The 19,465-nt window shown below is 43.2% G+C and carries 16 protein-coding genes and 2 pseudogenes; 7 read left to right on the plus strand and 11 right to left on the minus strand.

The genetic code is table 11. The annotated features are described in order from the left end of the window. Positions 1 to 11: 11 nt before the first annotated feature. The 4 genes from F6J90_RS40380 to F6J90_RS40395 form a co-directional block, all read right to left on the minus strand. Positions 12 to 1,133 (minus strand): cupin-like domain-containing protein, encoded by a 1,122-nt coding sequence (locus tag F6J90_RS40380; protein ID WP_293107627.1) that lies wholly within the window; start codon positions 1,131 to 1,133, stop codon positions 12 to 14. A 485-nt stretch (positions 1,134 to 1,618) separates the two neighbouring features. Further along, positions 1,619 to 3,613, minus strand: coding sequence for a prenyltransferase/squalene oxidase repeat-containing protein (locus tag F6J90_RS40385; protein WP_293107629.1), 1,995 nt, complete (start codon positions 3,611 to 3,613; stop codon positions 1,619 to 1,621). Positions 3,614 to 3,778: 165 nt separating this feature from the next. Continuing rightward, complete coding sequence (locus tag F6J90_RS40390) at positions 3,779 to 4,321, minus strand: EF-hand domain-containing protein (protein ID WP_293107631.1); 543 nt, start codon at positions 4,319 to 4,321, stop codon at positions 3,779 to 3,781. 855 nt (positions 4,322 to 5,176) lie between these two features. Then, the gene (locus F6J90_RS40395; RefSeq protein WP_293107633.1) at positions 5,177 to 5,395 is read right to left on the minus strand and encodes an EF-hand domain-containing protein; all 219 of its coding nucleotides are present in this window, start codon (positions 5,393 to 5,395) and stop codon (positions 5,177 to 5,179) included. A gap of 818 nt (positions 5,396 to 6,213) precedes the next feature. On the opposite strand from F6J90_RS40395, the pseudogene F6J90_RS40400 reads away from it, so the two are divergent. The 4 genes and pseudogenes from F6J90_RS40400 to F6J90_RS40415 all read left to right on the plus strand — a co-directional run. After that, a pseudogene (locus F6J90_RS40400) lies at positions 6,214 to 6,322 on the plus strand (IS5/IS1182 family transposase); the annotation flags it as partial. A gap of 101 nt (positions 6,323 to 6,423) precedes the next feature. Further along, positions 6,424 to 6,567, plus strand: a complete 144-nt coding sequence (locus tag F6J90_RS40405) for a hypothetical protein (protein ID WP_293107635.1) — start codon at positions 6,424 to 6,426, stop codon at positions 6,565 to 6,567. Between the two features lie 824 nt (positions 6,568 to 7,391). Further along, positions 7,392 to 8,141 carry a glucose 1-dehydrogenase gene (locus F6J90_RS40410; RefSeq protein WP_293107638.1) on the plus strand — a complete coding sequence of 250 codons (750 nt, stop codon included), beginning with the start codon at positions 7,392 to 7,394 and terminating at the stop codon, positions 8,139 to 8,141. Positions 8,142 to 8,162: 21 nt separating this feature from the next. After that, a complete protein-coding gene (locus F6J90_RS40415; RefSeq protein ID WP_293107641.1) occupies positions 8,163 to 9,485 on the plus strand; it encodes an FAD-dependent monooxygenase in 1,323 nt (440 codons plus the stop codon). A gap of 536 nt (positions 9,486 to 10,021) precedes the next feature. Here F6J90_RS40415 and F6J90_RS40420 read toward each other — a convergent pair. Then, a complete protein-coding gene (locus F6J90_RS40420; protein WP_293107644.1) occupies positions 10,022 to 10,597 on the minus strand; it encodes an EF-hand domain-containing protein in 576 nt (191 codons plus the stop codon). A 54-nt stretch (positions 10,598 to 10,651) separates the two neighbouring features. On the opposite strand from F6J90_RS40420, the gene F6J90_RS40425 reads away from it, so the two are divergent. Then, the gene (locus F6J90_RS40425; protein ID WP_293107647.1) at positions 10,652 to 10,810 is read left to right on the plus strand and encodes a hypothetical protein; all 159 of its coding nucleotides are present in this window, start codon (positions 10,652 to 10,654) and stop codon (positions 10,808 to 10,810) included. 17 nt (positions 10,811 to 10,827) lie between these two features. Here F6J90_RS40425 and F6J90_RS40430 read toward each other — a convergent pair whose 3' ends face one another. From F6J90_RS40430 to F6J90_RS40450, 5 genes are all read right to left on the minus strand, one after another. Beyond that, positions 10,828 to 11,517 (minus strand): hypothetical protein, encoded by a 690-nt coding sequence (locus tag F6J90_RS40430; RefSeq protein WP_293107651.1) that lies wholly within the window; start codon positions 11,515 to 11,517, stop codon positions 10,828 to 10,830. Between the two features lie 678 nt (positions 11,518 to 12,195). Continuing rightward, on the minus strand, positions 12,196 to 13,872 hold the full coding sequence (locus F6J90_RS40435) for a ribulose bisphosphate carboxylase small subunit (protein WP_293107655.1): 1,677 nt from the start codon (positions 13,870 to 13,872) through the stop codon (positions 12,196 to 12,198). A gap of 306 nt (positions 13,873 to 14,178) precedes the next feature. Then, the gene (locus F6J90_RS40440; protein WP_293107658.1) at positions 14,179 to 14,478 is read right to left on the minus strand and encodes a EutN/CcmL family microcompartment protein; all 300 of its coding nucleotides are present in this window, start codon (positions 14,476 to 14,478) and stop codon (positions 14,179 to 14,181) included. 167 nt (positions 14,479 to 14,645) lie between these two features. Then, complete coding sequence (locus tag F6J90_RS40445; RefSeq protein WP_293018921.1) at positions 14,646 to 14,987, minus strand: carbon dioxide-concentrating mechanism protein CcmK; 342 nt, start codon at positions 14,985 to 14,987, stop codon at positions 14,646 to 14,648. Between the two features lie 183 nt (positions 14,988 to 15,170). Beyond that, the gene (locus F6J90_RS40450) at positions 15,171 to 15,482 is read right to left on the minus strand and encodes a carbon dioxide-concentrating mechanism protein CcmK (protein ID WP_008185070.1); all 312 of its coding nucleotides are present in this window, start codon (positions 15,480 to 15,482) and stop codon (positions 15,171 to 15,173) included. A gap of 1,059 nt (positions 15,483 to 16,541) precedes the next feature. Between F6J90_RS40450 and F6J90_RS40455 the strand changes: the two genes are divergently transcribed. Continuing rightward, positions 16,542 to 18,434 carry an NAD(P)H-quinone oxidoreductase subunit F gene (locus F6J90_RS40455; protein ID WP_293107661.1) on the plus strand — a complete coding sequence of 631 codons (1,893 nt, stop codon included), beginning with the start codon at positions 16,542 to 16,544 and terminating at the stop codon, positions 18,432 to 18,434. Here the strand turns inward: F6J90_RS40455 and F6J90_RS40460 are convergent. Beyond that, positions 18,372 to 18,710: pseudogene (locus F6J90_RS40460) on the minus strand (pentapeptide repeat-containing protein); the annotation flags it as partial. The gene F6J90_RS40455 and the pseudogene F6J90_RS40460 overlap by 63 nt on opposite strands. A gap of 55 nt (positions 18,711 to 18,765) precedes the next feature. On the opposite strand from F6J90_RS40460, the gene F6J90_RS40465 reads away from it, so the two are divergent. After that, positions 18,766 to 19,443, plus strand: a complete 678-nt coding sequence (locus F6J90_RS40465; RefSeq protein WP_293107667.1) for a hypothetical protein — start codon at positions 18,766 to 18,768, stop codon at positions 19,441 to 19,443. Positions 19,444 to 19,465 lie beyond the last annotated feature (22 nt).

Raw genomic sequence — 19,465 nt, forward strand, 5'->3', positions numbered from 1 at the left:
GTTAACGTGGATCAATGGAACTTGGCTTTATAAAAATTAGCATTATTGTGCAAAGCTTCTTCAACCGAACTATCATCAACATTTATTTGTTTTCTGAATACCTTAATCATGCTTTTAAACACAACCGGAGAACCAAATATAGTGAAAAAATTATAAAGTAAATTGGTGAGCTTAATATTTCCCCCTTGAGTAATTCTAAGTGGCATACCAATTGACTCACTTAAATTCGTCACCTCATGCCACCACCAAGGAGGTGTGAAAAGAACATCACCTGGACTGACATTCACCACATATTTTGGTACATGGTTGTATAAGGGATAGTGTGAGGGATCTTCCTGCTGCTTTTTAGTAATGATTGGTGAAGCAATGTAAGCCCCAGAAGAGCTATGGCCAATATTGGCGTACATCCATGCCGAATGCCAGGGAGCCACAAAAACCCACTTTTTCTCTCCGTGAAGCTGACAAAACATATTACCGCCAGCAGCACAATGAAAGTAGGTTGTGCTTTGTGAACCCGCTAAAAATAACTCTGCCCGAAAAACCTGACAACCAAATTTTTGTTCAATCTCTTTTAAATTCACCTCTTCGCGAATATTTGGGTGGCTTCCAAATATTGATGAACAACCAACACCGTGGCGACGCACCCCTGTCCGAATGCTTTTGACAATTTCAGCAACTGTGAGCTGGGTTGTGGTATGAATTTGATAATGGGGAGTATCATATTTATTGTCATCATCTTTGTGTTCTAGACAAGGAAATACTGCATCTGAGTAGTGCTCCTTCAGGTAATCAAGTGACCAGTTTGTCACGGCATAGGAATCTTGAAAGATTCCTTTAATGACAATTGGAAAATTACTAGAAGCTAATTTTGTCAGATCGAATTCGTCTAAATCTTCTGGATAGATACTGGGAACTTCATAGATTCCTCCAGCATTTGGATCTACAGTTTCCAGCATTCTTTGATTAATAGCATTTTCAACAGACTTGAAAATATTTTCGTTTCTAGTAATAAACCGCGAAATCCAAACCAAGTTCATTCCCAAGTCACTTAAAAAATCCGTTTTGGGATGATTGGGCTTGATACCAGTTTCTGCTGGTTTAAAAAACTCTGTTGCTATTTTTGATAGTGTCATAATGATTACTAGTTTTATGTATAAATTTATTTATTGTAAATTTACCCTGTAGTAATAATCAAATTTATCCGAATATAATAATTTACATAGTAATTTAATAATCACAACTAGTCACTCTGGATAAGCTGTTATTCATTCAAATAAAAAAAATAGCTATTACGGTTAAACTACTTATGATTAATTAAGGGATGCCGCGATTTTATTCGATAGCAAAATAATATCGCAATCCTAAATAAAAAGCGCATTTTAAATTACTGAAAACATTAATTATCAAGGGATATAGCGCTTATTTGTTACTAATTTATTAGTTTCTACTAATTTATAATAGCCAACCTAGGAGAGCCTAAAATTACTGCACTTCTTAAAAACTCGCTCCTTCTCCCTTGCCTTCTGCCATCTGCCTTCTGCATCCTGCCTTAAAGCAGCCCATTTCTTTCTCGAATCAGATAAGATTGCTATATCCAGTTTAGATGTGTGACAGCTTACTAAGGTACAACCGTCGTGATCCTTTCTTGACGACGGGATTCGTATAGAGATAAAGCCCATATAGGGAAATAGCTGCGATAAAGGGTATAGTCTAGTAAAGCAGTACTAAAGAAAACACCAGCTGGATCTTGATGGAGCCATTGGCCATTGTCTAACTGCATTTGGGCTAAAAACTGAACTCCAGCTTCAATGGCCGCCCATGCTGAAGATTTGGCTTCCAGTAAAGCTTTCAATGCCCAAGCGGTCTGAATCACCTGACTTTCATGATGTTCGACATATTGCTTGGTTAAACATCCCTGGAAATGTTCTCCCCAACCGCCATCGGGTTTCTGCTTGTCGATGAGCCAATTACAAGCTCTGCGAATAGCTGGGTCGTAGGTTGGAGTTCCCGCAGCCAACAAACCTTGCATCCCAAACATCGTGCCATAAATAAAATTGACTCCCCAGAAACCAGGCCAGGAACCATCTAACCTTTGCTGACCGCGCAGCCAGAGTTGGGCGCGTTCAATCACTGCTTTTAACTGATTTTCCAGCTTGTTGGGGTAATGACAACGAAACTGAGCCAAAGCCGCAAGACAGGAAGCTGTACACTCGATATAAGATCGTTCTGTCATCGAGTTAGCAAACATCTCCGCTGGGTTGATCCATTCTAATGTCGAGGGGATTTTCTGTGGCTCATAACTTCCAAATCCCCCATCCTCATTCTGACATCGCAGTAAGAAATGAACAGCGTCTTCTAAATTAGATTCGGGGATCATTTCCTCAGGGGTTTCGAGAAGAGCTAGTAACGCCTCTGCAGTACAGTCACTCACCGGCCAACCATGCCAGACTCCAGCAAAACAAAATCCGCCCTTGGGATCGATACGGTCGTTTTCTGCAAAATTTGGAAATGTTTTACGGATTTGCTGACTGGCCAGGAATTTTCTTCCTTTCTCTATATGACTCGCCACATCTACATGAGGACTAGCTGCTTGTAAGGCTTGCACAACAAAACTAGTATCCCAGGTACTACTACGCGCCCCTGTGATTCTCAGTCCTTGTTGCTGATCCTCCCATATCCAACCCTCAAAAGATTTTAAGGCTTGATGTCGATCGACATCATTGGGATCATGTAACCATAATGCAATTAAATTTAGTAGACCACTGACAGGGGAAATAGAAGTGTAATGGGTCGCTTGTAGTTCCCAACGAATTTGGTCAAGCATCTGGCTGAGGACTCGTTCTCGAAGGTTGGGAAAATGCCAACGATCATAGACCGTTGCTAGGCTATAAAATGCTTTTAGAATAAAACCAGGAGGACTGTATACTTCTTGAGATCTCAGTATTGTCCGGGCAACGGCAAAGTTGACTTTGTTGTATTCTTGCAGATAAAGTTCTGAGCGCAACTCTTGGATAATTGGCGTCAAAGGCACTTGAAATTTACGCCCATATACATAAGCCATCCCCAGATAAATCAAACGAGTATGGCAATAGTATTTTGAGGGATGAATAGGTAATTGTTTAGGCAGCAGCCAAACTTCTGGTAGAGTTGGATTAACGCCACACCAGTCGTAAAGGTTCAACATGGCCAACCAAAACTTGCCCCAGGTGGGAATGGAAATGACACCCCCCTGAGATCGGATAAATTCCCCCGCTGGCTGCAAGAGTTGATTGTTCGGTGGCACACCTAAAAGACGCGCCGCCACATACACAAGGCTAGTGACAAATACATAGGGTGATGATTTCTCGTGTAACCCCCATAGTCCACTGGGTAAGCGTGTAGACTGAAACTGCTGCAACAGTGCTTCTTGACGTTGATTCGGTAGGGAGACCTGGGTGATGTAAGACATGAGGGCATACTGGGCTGCCAACAGAGGACACCAAACAACTTCCCCTTCCCAAGAACCCTCTTCTGCCTGCTGCCTTAGGAGCGCTTGAATCCCAAGCTGCAAAACTTTAATGCTATCTAAAGGTTCAAATGTAGGATGCGTTACATCAATGCTGTGTGCAGTCATTATCAAATAAGATGCTTAGTTAAGAATCAAGGAAGCTTGTTTTCACTAGCAAGCTTCACTTGGTTCCTTGACTTAGGAAAATGGTCTAAGCTTAGAAAGAATTGAAGTTCGTATGTAATGACAACCAACTAATTCTCATTAAGCGTTTACTTACGGGTATATTGATTATACCGGTCCTAAAATGAGATTACCAGGAGCATTTGGATCATCGCTAAAGAAGAAAGTTTTTACATGGGCTAAAAACTCTTCTTTACTGATAGAACCATCCCCATTGGTATCAAGTGCGGCAAACGTTTTATCTGCTTGAGCTTGATCAGATTGCCATACTAAATTCATAGCTGTGAACTCGGGAAGACTAATTTGACCCTTACCATGGGCATCAACCATCAAAAATAATAGTTCTCCACCCCCAGCAATTAGCTGATTCAAACCAGGATCACTTTCTGGTTTATCATAGAAAGCTATAAATTCATCCCAAGTGATTTTGCCGTCGTTATTGCTATCCATTTTAGCCAAATCATTCCAGGGTTCGGTGACCATCTTGTCATAGCCACTCTGATATTCGGGGCTTCCAGGCTTATGACCTTGGATCGCAATAGTCGATTCAAAAGATTTCTCTAGATCAGCTTTGCTAAGAACTCCATTGCCATTAGAATCCATTGAATTGAATACTTTGGCTAGCTTTTTCTTCCGAAATTCACTAATCATTGTCAACTAATTTACAAAAACTACTTTGTTTATGGTTGAGCAATGTTATATCAACATCACTATTGCAATATAAACAAATTTTTTTTAGTTGTAAAGAGTTTAATTGATGGATTTTTGTGTAGACCGTGCTCAATCAACTTAGGACTTACTGCTCGGATTTATACATTGAAAAACTGCTCGCTGGGAAGTCATAGATTGCTTCTCTTTACTCAATCACATTTGGGCTTATCTGTCAATGGCTAAGTCCGATAAACTTAGAGGATCTCTGAAAAGTCAAAATAGTAGCGATCGCATCCCGTGACGGGCAAAGCTAGATCGCCAAAGTTTCAGACTTCAGAGCTAAAATAAAAACTCTTGTCAAGATAAGCTGTCAATAGCCATAAATGACAGATAACGAGAGTAAAGTAATCAATCAATCATATCCTACGGATTTAAGCGATGAACAATGGCAATTGCTCGAAACACTAATTCCACCAGCTTGCGCCAGGGGGGCGTCCCAACGATTTTCCCAAAAGGAAGACAGTCTATAGCGCTACGGGGAAGGCAAGAGGCAAGAGGCAAGAGGCAAAAGTTTACTACAACAGCTTTTGAGCTTGTATCAATGTCCTAACTTTAATGCGTAGTGCTATATCATTATTTTCGCGGCTTGGCGTATCAACGGTGATTGGGAACGAATTCACGAACAATACGCGAAAATGGGTGCGAGCCTTCGCAAAGCGTGGCCTACGGCCAATCAAAGACCATGATCCGAGTCCTTTTGCAGCAGTAATGGAATTGCCAATCAGTAGAAACCGCAACCATGATTCATCTGGAAGTGGGCTATGATGCTGCTAAACAGGTTAAAGGTCGTAAGCGTCATCTGGTGGTGGATACCCTGGGGCTGAAGCATGAGGGTTCGGTGACCATCTTGTCATAGCCACTCTGATATTCGGGGCTTCCGGGCTTATGACCTTGGATCGCAATAGTCGATTCAAAAGATTTCTCTAGATCAGCTTTGCTAAGAACTCCATTGCCATTAGAATCCATTGCATTGAAGACTTTGGCTAGCTTTTTCTTACGAAATTCACTAATCATTGTCAAATAATTTACAAAAACTAATTTGTTTATGGTTGAGCAATGTTATATCAACATCACTATTGCAATATAAACAACTTTTTTATAGTTGTAAAGAGTCTAATTGATTTATTTTTGTGTAGACCGTGCTCAATCAACTTAGGACTTACTGCTCGGATTTATACTATTGAAAAACTGCTCGCTGGGAAGTCATAGATCGCTTCTCTCTACTCAATCACATTTGGGCTTATCTGTCAATGGCTAAGTCCGATAAACTTAGAGGATCTCTGAAAAGTCAAAATAGTAGCGATCGCATCCCGTGACGGGCAAAGCTAGATCGCCAAAGTTTCAGACTTCAGAGCTAAAATAAAAACTCTTGTCAAGATAAGCTGTCAATAGCCATAAATGACAGATAACGAGAGTAAAGTAATCAATCAATCATATCCTACGGATTTAAGCGATGAACAATGGCAATTGCTCGAAACACTAATTCCACCAGCTTGCGCCAGGGGGGCGTCCCAACGATTTTCCCAAAAGGAAGACAGTCTATAGCGCTACGGGGAAGGCAAGAGGCAAGAGGCAAGAGGCAAAAGTTTACTACAACAGCTTTTGAGCTTGTATCAATGTCCTAACTTTAATGCGTAGTGCTATATCATTATTTTCGCGGCTTGGCGTATCAACGGTGATTGGGAACGAATTCACGAACAATACGCGAAAATGGGTGCGAGCCTTCGCAAAGCGTGGCCTACGGCCAATCAAAGACCATGATCCGAGTCCTTTTGCAGCAGTAATGGAATTGCCAATCAGTAGAAACCGCAACCATGATTCATCTGGAAGTGGGCTATGATGCTGCTAAACAGGTTAAAGGTCGTAAGCGTCATCTGGTGGTGGATACCCTGGGGCTGAAGCATGGTTGTAGCCGTCACGGCAGCTTCTTTACCAGAGCGATAAGGAGCGAGATTATTATTCGACCAACTCAAGGCAACCAAAGAGCGATTTCACCGTTTAATTAAAATTTGGGTTGATGGTGGTTATCGAGCGTTGGCTTGATGAGGTGGGTCATGGATGTCTATGGTTGGATTTTAGAAACTGTGATGGGCTCATATACTGTCAAGGGTTTTGAGGTCTTGCCAAGACGTTGGGTTGTGGAACGGACTTTCGGATGGTTCAATTGGTGTCGTCGTCGAGCGTAAAGATTATGAAGTCTTACCAGCAACTTCAGCAAACCATGATTCGAATTGCCTAGATTTCTGATTATGCTGAGACGTTTGGCGTAGCCAATCACTTTTCAGACATCCTATACAGAATAATTCACACTAGCTACTAACCCATAGCAAAAATAAACCAGGGAGCATGTCAAATTCCCAGAACAAATGTACTAAAACGACTGATAACTGGTACTCAAGCCCGGAAAACAGTATAGTTCAAGGGTTTGTAGTTCAAGTGTTCTTACAAAATTGACCTGCTCCCAATAAACCAGTTACAGTAAAATATGAGATCAGGAATAATTAATGAGACAGATCAGCCTAGTCTTATTGCATAACTCATACCAAATCCAGTTCTCATAACCCCTTTATCTTTAGAGCCTAGATTGTTGATGATAAGTAGGTGGGCTTAATTATCCGTAAAATAGCAATTGAAATCCAAAATGGTGAAAACCCCTTGAATAAAGGCTTCCAGCTTCATTTTCGTATTCTGAGTTTTAACGTTTATTTATGCCCACCTACTTAGAACAGATTAGACTAATTTTTATACGTGGGTTTTGGCCATCGGATATAGTAATAATACTATATCTGTTAGGTAACATTGCGGGAAGCCCCGCGCCTGGTTGACTGAAAAAAAATGAAGTCAAAAGTGCTCAAATACTTATCTAGAGAGAGATAGCAGCCCTTGACTAAACTGAGTGGGAGCCAGCATTCTAAGGACAGAAACCACTCATACCCTTGGAATGCTGTGAAAAAAACTCCCGTCTATATAACTGCGAGAAACGCTATATTAAATAATAATTAAGATTATCATGAAAAAGTTAAAGAACAAAATTGCAGTTGTTACCGGGGGGAATAGTGGCATAGGTTTGGCTACGGCAAAAGCTTTTGTTCGTGAAGGAGCAAAAGTAATTATCATGGGACGCAATTCAGTTACTTTAAAGCAAGCTGTTCAAGCTTTGGGAGAAGATGCAGTGGGGGTACAAGGTGATGTCAGTAACTTAAACGATATTGATCGACTTTACGAAAAAGTAAATGAAGTATATGGCTATCTTGATATTTTATTTGTTAATGCTGGAATTAATCGGTTATCTAAAATTACGCAGATTACCGAAGACTTATTTGATGAAATTATAAACGTTAATCTCAAAGGGGCTTTTTTTACTATTCAAAAAGCACTTCCCTTGCTTAAAGACCGAAGTTCAATTATATTGAATACGTCTGCAATTGCGGCATTAGGCATCCCAGAAATCAGTATTTATTCAGCCAGTAAAGCTGCATTGCGTTCCCTAGCTAGAACGATTTCAGTTGAGTTATTAGACAGAAAAATACGAGTAAATGCTGTTGCTCCTGGTGCAGTTGAAACATCTATTTTGAGCCGCTACAATATCCCTCAAGAAAAACTTGTTAACCTAGGTAGTCAATGTTTTAATAGAATTCCAACCAAACGAATAGGAAGTGTTGAAGAAGTTGCCAAAGCAGTGGTTTTTTTAGCCTCAGATGATGCTTCCTATATAATAGGTTGCGAACTTGCTGTTGATGGAGGAATGACCCAACTTTAAACGGGGCATTATCTAGAAAATATGAAATTAATATCTAAACCTTTTGATGTGGTTATTATCGGTGCTGGACCAGTTGGTTGCGTTACGGCAATGAGTCTAGCAAATTGCGGTGAAAGAGTTCTTTTATTAGAAGCCAATCCTAACGGTTTAAGACGACTGGCTGGTGAATGGTTACATCCCCCTGCCTTGAAGATTTTACAAAATCTAGGAATGGAACAATTAATCTCTACTTTGAGAGCAAACTATGTCAGTGGTTTGGGTTTTGTGGTATTTCCCGATGATGGAACCGAGCCGATTAAATTAAATTATCCTAATCATAACTTAGGATTTAGCTGTGAACATAACACGTTGGTTAAAGCCTTACGAAAAGCAATTTTAACCTGTCCTAATATTCAGTATATTCCGTTTGCTAAAGTCACGCATATCGAAGGCAAAACAGTAATTTTTTATAATAAGGTTATCAACAAAAAACAAAGCGTTTTTAGTGAAACTATTATTGGTGCAGATGGTCGCTCATCAATCGTTCGGAAGCATTTAGGTATACTATATAAATACCACTTAATTTCCTACATGGGAGGTTTATTATTAGAAAATGTTACTCTTCCTTGGGAAGGCTTCGGACATGTTTTTTTGGGTGGAATTGGCCCCGCTTTAGTCTATCGAATTGGCTGTAACCAAGTTCGTATCTGTCTTGATGTTCCAGTTAAATACTTCAGAAGCTCTCGAAATATAGCTGCTTTTTTGTGGGATGCTTACAGCCCAGTATTACCTAAAACTTTACTTTCTTCATTTCGATATGCTTTGGAAAATCGATCAATTGCTTGGTGTGCCAATCAATTTAGTCCTCGAGTCTGTTATGGGAGCAAAAATCTAACTTTAGTTGGAGATGCAACAGGATGCTATCATCCAATTACAGCAACAGGTATGACTCTTGGTTTTCAGGATGCAGAGCGTCTAGCAACCAGCAAAAACTTTCAAGCATTTCAACGCGATCGTCTTATTCGTACTTATGTTCCTGAATTACTCGCTTTGACTCTTTACCAAGTTTTTACCCGATTAGATTATGGTACCGTAGCTATTCGTCAGGCAGTTTATCAAATGTGGCGACAATATCCTGATGAATGTTACCGTACAATGCGTCTACTTTCTGGTGAAGAAACGAAGATTTTATCTTTTAGTGGTTCTTTTACAAAGGGTTTGGGAATAGCTGTCAGTCAGCTAATCAGAGATAAAATCAGTATGAATCATGGAATAGAAAATATTTCAACTTTAGCTGCTTTTAAAGAATGGATTGAATTACCATTGAGAATAGCTCTCCATCGTCTTTCAAAAAATTACCATTAGGATAAATTTTGTCCTCCTACTTGAACTGGTACCTAGAGTTTGGAAGCTAGAGGGGCGACAAGCGCCCCCTAACCCTTGATATATATTAAATTGGTCGAATTATGCTAAAAAAAGATAGGTCATAAATTGTCAATACGATCTATCAATTGAGAAGGATCCCAGAATTAGATCAGGTAGTGGTAAAGATGTAGTGATTTTGCTACGGTAAGCGTCAAGGTTTCAGGAGTTAAAATCACTACTTGTGTACCACTACCTTATGAGAAATCAGCAAGATTGTTCATAACCTATTTATACATGCTATAGCGTTTATCATAGCTATGAGGTACAGAGATTTTTTTCCTTATTACCTATTCCCTGCTCCCTAATTCCCTGTTCCCTAAAACCCATAAAATTGGACTTCATGAGGAAAGAGAATTGCTATATATACAAGTAGTGATTTTAGCTCCGGTTACCTTCACCAGACCTTATAAAAATCACTACATGTTTCCGACTACCCAAAGTCGAAGAAAATGCCACAAAATATTGATTAAAGAGTTCTATTGATCGACCAACGGGCCATAGGGAAGGGGAGAAAAGCTTGGGTCGCTACCATCTTCAAACCAGTAGTGTATATGACCTTCTATAAACTCGTCGCGGCTGATGGAACCGTTGCCATCAACATCAATGCTATCGAAAGCCTGATCGGCGCGGTCAGGGTCCTCTTCCCCGAAATATATTGCCAGATACTTCCGGTACTCTTTACTGGAGATCTCTCCGGAGTTATCGGTGTCGATGAGATCAAAAAAGACCTCGTTCTTGCGCCTAGCCACTTCCCGTGCCGATTCGACCAACGTCACTGCCTTCGCAGCGTTGGCGACGCACTCTTCTTCGCTGATTCTGGTGTTGCCATCGACCGGAGCCCCTCCAGCCATCATGTTCTTAAACAGGGCGCGAAACAGCTCCCGGATTTCTTGAGATCTCGACGGATCACCTCCAAGTTCGACCAACCTGTCTGCGGTATGTTCGTAGTCGGAGAGGGACAAGAATCCATCTCCATCGACATCCATGGCCTGGAAGAAAGTTTTCACCCTGGCAACCCAAACACTGGATGACAAAAACTTTTCTGGAGACATTTTTCCTAAGTTCCGTAATAAATTCCGGTTGATTGTACCAGCCTCGACTGGGTTTTGTCAAAACGGCGCAGGTGGCTGGCATTAAAGGTTGAGGGATTTAGCCAGAGTCCCAATCGAGAAAATTATCTAGCCTTTCTCATAATAATTAAATCCACAGCATTTTGTCCCGACTCCCGACTCCCGACTCCCGACTCCCGACTCCCGACTCCCTAAAAGCTAATTGAGACATGCTATGTATCTTTGCTAGGACTATTAAAAGATTGATTGTAAGGAAACAGAGTATCCAGTAATCGATTCAAGCTCCCCTGGCCATGAACAGTAGGCTGAGTCTTCGGGGCTGGTGATTCTGTCTGCGACTCAGCGGTCGTCTCAGCCTCAATAGAGTCTGTAGTATTAGTCTCTGTAGTATTAGTCTCTATAGTATTAGTCTCTATAGTATTGGTATCTGTAGTATTAGTCTCTGTGGTATTAGTCTCTGTTGTATCTGTAGCCACCGTGGTATTGGTGGATGGCACTTGACCATTCACAGATTCCGTGGTAAAGCTTTGATCAGGTACAGCTGATGACAACTCCTGAGGTTTCTGCTCCAAAGTATCAGGAGTTGGTTGAGACTGCTCCGGTAATGGACGCCCCTTATCCCCCAACACCGAAGCTGATGGCACTACTTGTAGGGATTCTACAGAATGATTCCAAATTGTCGTCAGGGAGCCAATACTAGCATTAGCGCCAATTTTTACCTTCCCCACGACCAGAACCCCAGCTCCCAAACTCGCTCCTGATTCCACCTCCAGAGTACCTTTGTGAGCATGAAGAATTGCTCCCATACCGATACAAACACCAGCTGCAATCGTTATTTTACTATCTGGATCCGCTCGCAAAATTACCCCTGCTGAAATAACAGCACTAGGATCAATGCTCACATTTCCTTCCACGTATATATGAGAATTATTACTCAATAGAAGTTTAGGCAAGTGCATAATTGGCACAGTAGACTTCTTGCAGAAGTCGGGAACAGGGAACAGGGAACAGGGAACAGAGCCGAAAAATTGAAGCCAATAGTATCATAAGGATACTTTTGCAAAAGATTTAGTATGTTTAGCATTGGAAAACAGTCACACATTGTTCAGAAATTGATTAGTGAAATTGATTAGTGAATCACTTCAATCCCCTTACCTGCAAAGACATTTAAGTAGACTTCTTTCTACATCCCGGTGCTAACTGTACTGGTATAGAGTGGAGTATCTTACGATTCCAGCTAACTTTCGATAAACTGTTGTATCAATACCTATCAATACCTATCAATACCTATCAATACCTATCAATAACATATCAATACCTATCAATACAGTGGTTGCGACTTGTCTGTTGTAAATGGTTGACGGTTAACGGTTGACGGTTACTTGTCAACTGTCAACTGTCAACAAAACGCGATTAATTATAGCAATAGGTCATTAGGGGTTAACAAAATCAAGAAAGTGATGCAGCCGGTATTGGGGATCCAGTGTGGCCAAAGGGGCTTCCCCCCATCTCCCCACACCTCCCACACCTCCCGCGCCCCCGCCCCTCTCTTTTCCTGTTCCCTATGCTATAGTTATAGATTAGGGCTTTTGAATAATCGTCTCTAGAACACGCCGTTTAGCTTTCGGATCAATACCAATCAACCGTACATACTCACCAGCATGTTCAACCATGCAGCCTTCTAGACCTTCAATCACCTCTGAAACCCGAGTAGAGACAATGGGGGAGCAAGTCTGCCAAGAACTGGTGCGGAATCGACGTTTATCCGCATGTTCAGTACCAATGCGATAGCCTTGGGACAACAAGTTACGGATCTGCTCAACGATATCTTGAGTCAAGGATGAACCAGAAACCTTGCTGCCATTGAATCCTGAGGATTGCGTTGAACGGGGAGTATAGCTACTACTAGGGGAAGATTTAGCACCAGGGTTTACCGTGTCCCCAGGTTTTTGAATAATCTTTTCCATCACCCGGCGCTTGGCTTGCGGGTCAATGCCAATCAGTCGGACGTACTCACCAGCGTGGTCTGCCAAACAAGCCCCTAGGTCTGCCAAAGCCTGTGATACATTATCGGAGTTGATTCCAGGAGCACTCTTCCAGGAACTAGTCCGGAAGCGACGCTCATCAGCATACTCAATACCAATCCGATACCCTTGGGACAACAGTTGACGAACTAGATCATCCACTGATGACTCTAAGCCATTGTTAGAGACAGCCGCAGCAGGTTGGGGAGCAGAGCTGTAGGGGCTGTAGCTAGTTGAACCAGATCCACTGGAACTCCGAGACACTTGGCCACCCGGTTTTTGGATAATCTCTTCACACACCCGGCGTTTAGCTTTCGGGTCAATCCCAATTAGTCGGACATACTCACCAGCGTGGTCTGCCAGACAATCATCCAAGGATTGGAGCACTTCTGATTCACGATCGGAGTGTATTCCGGAAGCACTCTTCCAGGAACTAGTACGGAAGCGACGCTCATCAGCATATTCAGCACCAATTCGGTATCCTTGGCCTAACAGTTGACGAACTCGTTGTTGAAGCTCTGAACTTAATCCTGTATTTGAAGACATTGATCTGAAAGATTTATGGGAACTATCAGGGCTACTATGACCATTAGAGTCAGCATTTTCGGCAATTTCCTTGCGGATGGGCATCATGCAGGAATCATCCTCTGCACACTGATAACCCGCCCGCAATGCCTCATTGATTGCCACCACATGGTTAGCAAACGTTCTATCTTGCTCTTCTACATCCGGTAGCCGGTCAGCTTGCTGCTGATTAGTAATCACCGCTCCGGAAGGAACATATTTACCGGGAGGAATTTCTACATCCTGAACAAGGGCATGCATCATCACAATACAGCCCTTGCCAACTCTAGCATTAAACACCGTAGAGCGAAAGCCAATAAAGCAATCATCCCCAATATAAGCAGGACCATGAATCAGGCTCAAGTGGGTAATCGATGCATTCTTGCCAATCCAGACCGAGTACTCTTTCTGGTCATCCCCAACAACCCGACCTTCTTCAAGACCATGAATCACAACACCATCTTGAATATTGGTGCCTTCACCGATGTAAAATGCTCCCCCTTCATCAGCTCGAATCGAGGTTCCCGAAGCAATCAATACATTGGCCGCGATCTCTACATTTCCAATAATGTTGGAAAAAGAATGGACATAAGCTGTGTCATCAATTTTTGGTTCAGCCAGATTCCTTGACCACGGTGTTGGGGGAGCTGCCTGGGTGCTAAATGCCATAGATGTTTTCCTCCTAATTTTTATTTGAGATACACTGTCATGAAATAGATTTTTGTCAAGCCCCACACTTGAGGATTGGGGTTAGTTATTTCTGCTGCTCCCACTCGGGAAATGTGATCATGCAGAAATTGCTGGATTGTTAATGGTTAACCTCTACCGTTATGGCTTATCGTTACAAATAACTGCTAGCTTGGAACGCTATTGGGGTCGAGTCAGAATCGAGCCATGGATAACCACGCATAAGCTACTATCCAAAGCTACTACCCAAAGTTATTACCCAAAGCTACTATTGTCCGAACCTACTCACTAATACTGGTCTTTTTTGCTGTAGAGCATGGTATTGTCCACACTGACCGTGTCAATAATCCCCACCACCATAGCGTCGATGGGACGCTTGTCACTCTGACCGACTTGCCGAGCCGCGCTGCCACGGCTGACTAGCACCCACTCATCTAAGCCAGCACCGACTATGTCAGCTGCTACCTCATACTTGGGGAGTGGTTCTCCTGCATCATTTAGGTATTGCAGGAAAAGGAACTTAACTCCTCTAAGACTAGGATCTTTATAAGTACTAACGACCGTGCCTCGGACCTTGGCAATTTGCATTGACCTAACTTATAACAGGACTTGGGGTGACAGGACTTGGGGGGAGATGGATTAGGGAGCAGTTATATGGCGAAGCCAAAACTAGTGGATCAAGCAATCTCTCCCCTCATGGTAAGCACATCCCCTACTTGACACCGGCATGTCTTGAATCTCAAATTGGCGGACGATTATGGACGGTTCATCGGACGGATGGCGTTAGTACTCTCCCGGAACTGTTCCACATCTTCGGTATAACGAATTGGTAGAACATACTCCAGGTTTTCGTGAGGTCGAGCAATAATATGGGTAGATAATACCTGACCTCCATTGACACGCTTAACGTTATCAATCCCAGCAGCTACCGAAGCTTGAACCTCAGACACATCTCCCCGGACAATCACGGTTACACGAGCGCTACCAATTTTTTCATAACCTACAAGGGTGACACGAGCCGCTTTCACCATCGCATCAGCGGCTTCTACAACCGCTGGAAAACCAAGGGTTTCCACCATTCCCACAGCAATTGACATGAATTTTACTCCTAGACGTTTATCAAGATTTTGATCAACCCACGCGCTGACCACACGTGGGATGGTTGTGACGGCATATAAGCGCTCTTTGCTAAACCTATAGTCACTGCATACCAACCAGTTCAGCACCCAAGCTTGTGCCAATTGCCTCTAGACTCTCTATGGTTTTTAGGAGCATCTTGGCTAATAGCTACGGAACTGTTCCACAGCTTCGCTGTAACGAATTGGTAGGACATACTCTAAGTTTTCATGGGGACGAGCGATGATGTGGGTTGATACCACCTTACCTCCATTCACCCGGTTTGCTGATTCTATCCCAGCAGATACGGAAGCTTGCACCTCGGATACATCTCCCCGCACAATCACGGTTACACGAGCGCTACCGATTTTTTCATAACCCACAAGGGTGACGCGAGCGGCTTTAACCATCGCATCAGCTGCTTCTACAACAGCTGGAAAGCCCTCAGTTTCAATCATTCCAACAGCAATTGGCATTTCGCTTTTCTCCTAGTGGATTAGTCAAATAAGAGTGATGAACGCTCCCTAACTAACCTTGCAGTGTAGTTAGGGCAGTGTAGTTAGGGTTTCTCTGGCATTGCAGATAACTGCAATGTTGCCGGGTAAATCGGCGTTTTCGATACACCGTCAGAACTTGAGCCGACCAACGCCCTAGCAGGTAGCTAACTCAGGTAGCTAACTCAGGTAGCTAACTCACCTAGCTAGCTCATGTAGCTAACTATATTGGTCGTGCTTCTGTGCTTCCCTTGCTCCGGTCTTAATCCGCCTCATGGTTAGTTTGGGGGGGATTAAAGGGTGGAGGGGGGTGTGGGTTTGCCTGACCAAAAGTGATTGTTTCGCTCACCCCGGCTGAAACAAAGATAGTAGACGGGGAATGCCCTCAACATCTTTGTTTAAAGGACAACCAAAACTAAGCATAGAGAACCTTGGCGTATTTGACAATATAAAATATGATAATACTTCTTAATGAGAGACCTTAACAAAACTTAACATTCCGAGGGGGTCAGCTAGATTAGTTAACGAAAATTCACCGTTTTGGAGAATGGTTGCTTTTGTTTTATAATTTTTTTATAACTTTTAGATAAGTAATCCTCACTCAAGCCAGAATTTGAGTGCGGTCACCGAGTTCCTGGGTTACGGCACTGGGAACTGGGTCGCTCTAACCTGACTAAGGATAGATGGGTGGATAGATGGGTTGTCAAGCCTGATTTGAGCTTTAATCCCTTAGCTTGATCGGTTGTCAAGCCAGACTTGACCTTGAATAAGTTAGCTTGATGGGTTCTATAAAGGTTAATTGTATTAATGTCAATAACCAGGGTTTATGGTAATCACCAAAAAAATATTCCGGAAAAATCGGCCTGGATTATGTCCAAGATAACCCTTAACTGATAAAGTTATAAAAATAGTAATGATTTAAGACAAATCACCACATTATTAGCTGTAAACCGAGGAAAATCGTCACTTTAAAAAGACGTTTGGGCTAATTAGTACCGATTTTTATTTAATTGATTGCAGAAATGATGAGGTCAAGGCGTGATGACTGAGTTGCTTACTCAGACGATTTGGGTAGTTCCCATTTACGGTTGGATTGGGGCATTTTTAACTATCCCCTGGGCAACAGGAATAGTGCGTCGTACGGGACCGAGACCAGCGGCTTACTTTAACCTGTTGATGACATTTTTTGCCTGCATTCATGGCTGGCTGATCTTCCAGGCTTCATTACAGGAAGCCGTGCAAGAGATAGAGTATCACTGGCTAATGGTTGCTGATATTGACATATCTTTTGTTCTGGAAGTCTCACCAGTGAGTACTGGAGCAATGGAGTTTATCACCAGCCTAAGTCTATTGGCTCAACTCTATGCTCTCGGATACATGGAGAAAGATTGGGGATTAGCTCGCTTCTTTGCCCTAATGGGATTTTTTGAAGGGGCATTGATCGGAATTGTCTTGAGTAATTCCTTATTCCTGACCTATGCTCTGTTGGAGATGCTCACGGTGTGTACTTTGCTCATTGTGGGTTTTTGGTATGCTCAGCCTTTGGCACTCAAAGCTGCCCGAGATGCTTTTCTAACCAAGCGTGTAGGAGATATCTTGCTGCTAGTTGGGGTGGTGAGCTTAGCCACCTTTGCAGGAAGCTTAACCTTTTCAGACTTGTATACCTGGGCTTATTCAGCTAATCTACCGCCACTAGTGGGTAACTTACTGGGATTGGCTTTGATTGCTGGTCCAATTGGTAAATGTGCCCAATTCCCCTTGAATTTATGGTTGGATGAGGCGATGGAGGGACCGAATCCCGCCTCAGTACTGCGGAATTCCTTGGTGGTGACTTGTGGTACTTATGTGCTGATTAAACTGGTGCCGATTGTGACCATGATCTCACCGTTGACCTTATCGGTGTTAGTAGTTATTGGTACTATCACAGCACTAGGCACCTCAATGGTAGCGATCGCACAAATCGATATTAAGCGATCGCTTTCCCATTCCACCAGCGCTTACATTGGTTTAGTATTTATCGCGGTTGGAATGCAGCGCTCTGATATTGGTGTGATTTTACTGGTTGCCCATGCCTTTGCTAAAGCCTTGATGTTTATGAGCATCGGGGGGGTAATCTTCAACACCAATAACCAAAATTTAGCTGAATTGGGGGGCTTAGGGTCAAAAATGCCCGCTACTAGCACTGCCTTTGCCGTGGGTATCGTTGGTCTGATTGGACTTTTCCCCCTCGGTGGCTTTTGGGCAATGAGTGAAGGGATTAATGCCTTTTGGTTTGATGCCCCTCTTCTGGTCATACCCTTTCTCTTCGTTAACGCAGTTACTGCCTTAGGTTTAGTCCGGGTGTTTCGGCTAATTTTCCTAGGGAAACCCCAAGCGAAGACCCGTCGATCACCAGAAGTACCGTGGGCTATGGCCTTACCAATGGTAGCGTTAACCATACTGACATTGCTGGTACCAGTGCTAATACGTCCGATGGAATTGCTATCGGAATGGGAGGATCTCAATCTCCTAGCCGAGGTAAGCTTGATAATCTCTGGTGTCGTAGGTTGCACGGCAGGGGCTTTAATTTACCTACCCAGAACCTGGTCGCGGTCAATTCGGATGCCCTTGAAATTGTTCCAAGACCTATTCGCCTATGACTTTTACCTGGACGAACTGTATCGTTACACCATCGTGTTTGCGGTTCTCCTATTTTCCAAGATTACAGCTTGGATCGATAGATATATCGTTGATGGGTTAGTCAATCTGGTTGGTCTAGGAACAGTATTTAGTGGTCAAGGCCTAAAATACAGCGTTTCCGGTAAATCACAGTTTTATGTACTGACTATCCTATTAGGAATCAGCTTATTGGCAATCTTCATCACCTGGCCCTTAAATCAGTGGTCTTTGAGTCAGTGGTCTTTGGATCAGTGGTCTTTGTTGATAGGTGATTAGTTGTTCGCGTAGCGTGGCCAATAGGCCAAGGTTAGCAGGTTGAAGGTTAGCCCGTTGAAGGTTAGCAGGTTGAAGGTTAGCCCGTTGAAGGTTAGCAGGTTGAAGGTTAGCAGGTTGAAGGTTAGGCCGTTGAAGGTTAGGCCGTTGAAGGTTAGCAGGTTGAAGGTTAGCAGGTTGAAGGTTAGGCCGTTGAAGGTTAGGCCGTTGAAGGTTAGCAGGTTGAAGGTTAGCAGGTTGAAAGTTAGCAGGTTGAAAGTTAGCAGGTTGAAAGTTAGCAGGTTGAAAGTTAGCCCGTTGAAGGTTAGCAGGTTGAAGGTTAGCCCTTTGACTGTTGAACCTTCAACCCCAAACAACCTTCAACCCCAAACAACCTTGGCTTTTAGGCCACGCGCTTCGCAGCAAAGCGGGACTTCGTCCATCGCGTTCAACCTTCAACAAACCAACCTTGGCTTTTAGGCCACGCGTTTCGCAGCAAAGCGGGACTTCGTCCATCGCGTTCAACCTTCAACAAACCAACCTTCAACCCCAAACAACCTTGGCTTTTAGGCCACGCGCTTCGCAGCAAAGCGGGACTTCGTCCATCGCGTTCAACCAATCAACCTTGGCTTTTAGGCCACGCGTTTCGCAGCAAAGCGGGACTTCGTCCATCGCGTTCAACCAAACAACCTGCAACCAAACAACCTTGGCCTATTGGCCACGCTACGCGAACAACCTTGGCCTATTGGCCACGCTACGCGAACAACCAAACAACCTTCAACCTTCAACCTTGGCCTATTGGCCACGCTACGCGAACAACCAAACAACCTTCAACCTTGGCCTATTGGCCACGCTACGCGAACAACCAAACAACCTTGGCCTATTGGCCACGCTACGCGAACAACCAAACAACCTTGGCCTATTGGCCACGCTACGCGAACAACCTTCAACCTTCAACCTTCAACCTTCAACCTTTAACAAACCAACCTTGGCCTATTGGCCACGCTACGCGAACAACAAACCAACCCCATGACAAGAGTTAGTAAACCAATGAT

This window comes from Moorena sp. SIOASIH (assembly GCF_010671925.1).
Taxonomy (GTDB): Bacteria; Cyanobacteriota; Cyanobacteriia; order Cyanobacteriales; family Coleofasciculaceae; genus Moorena.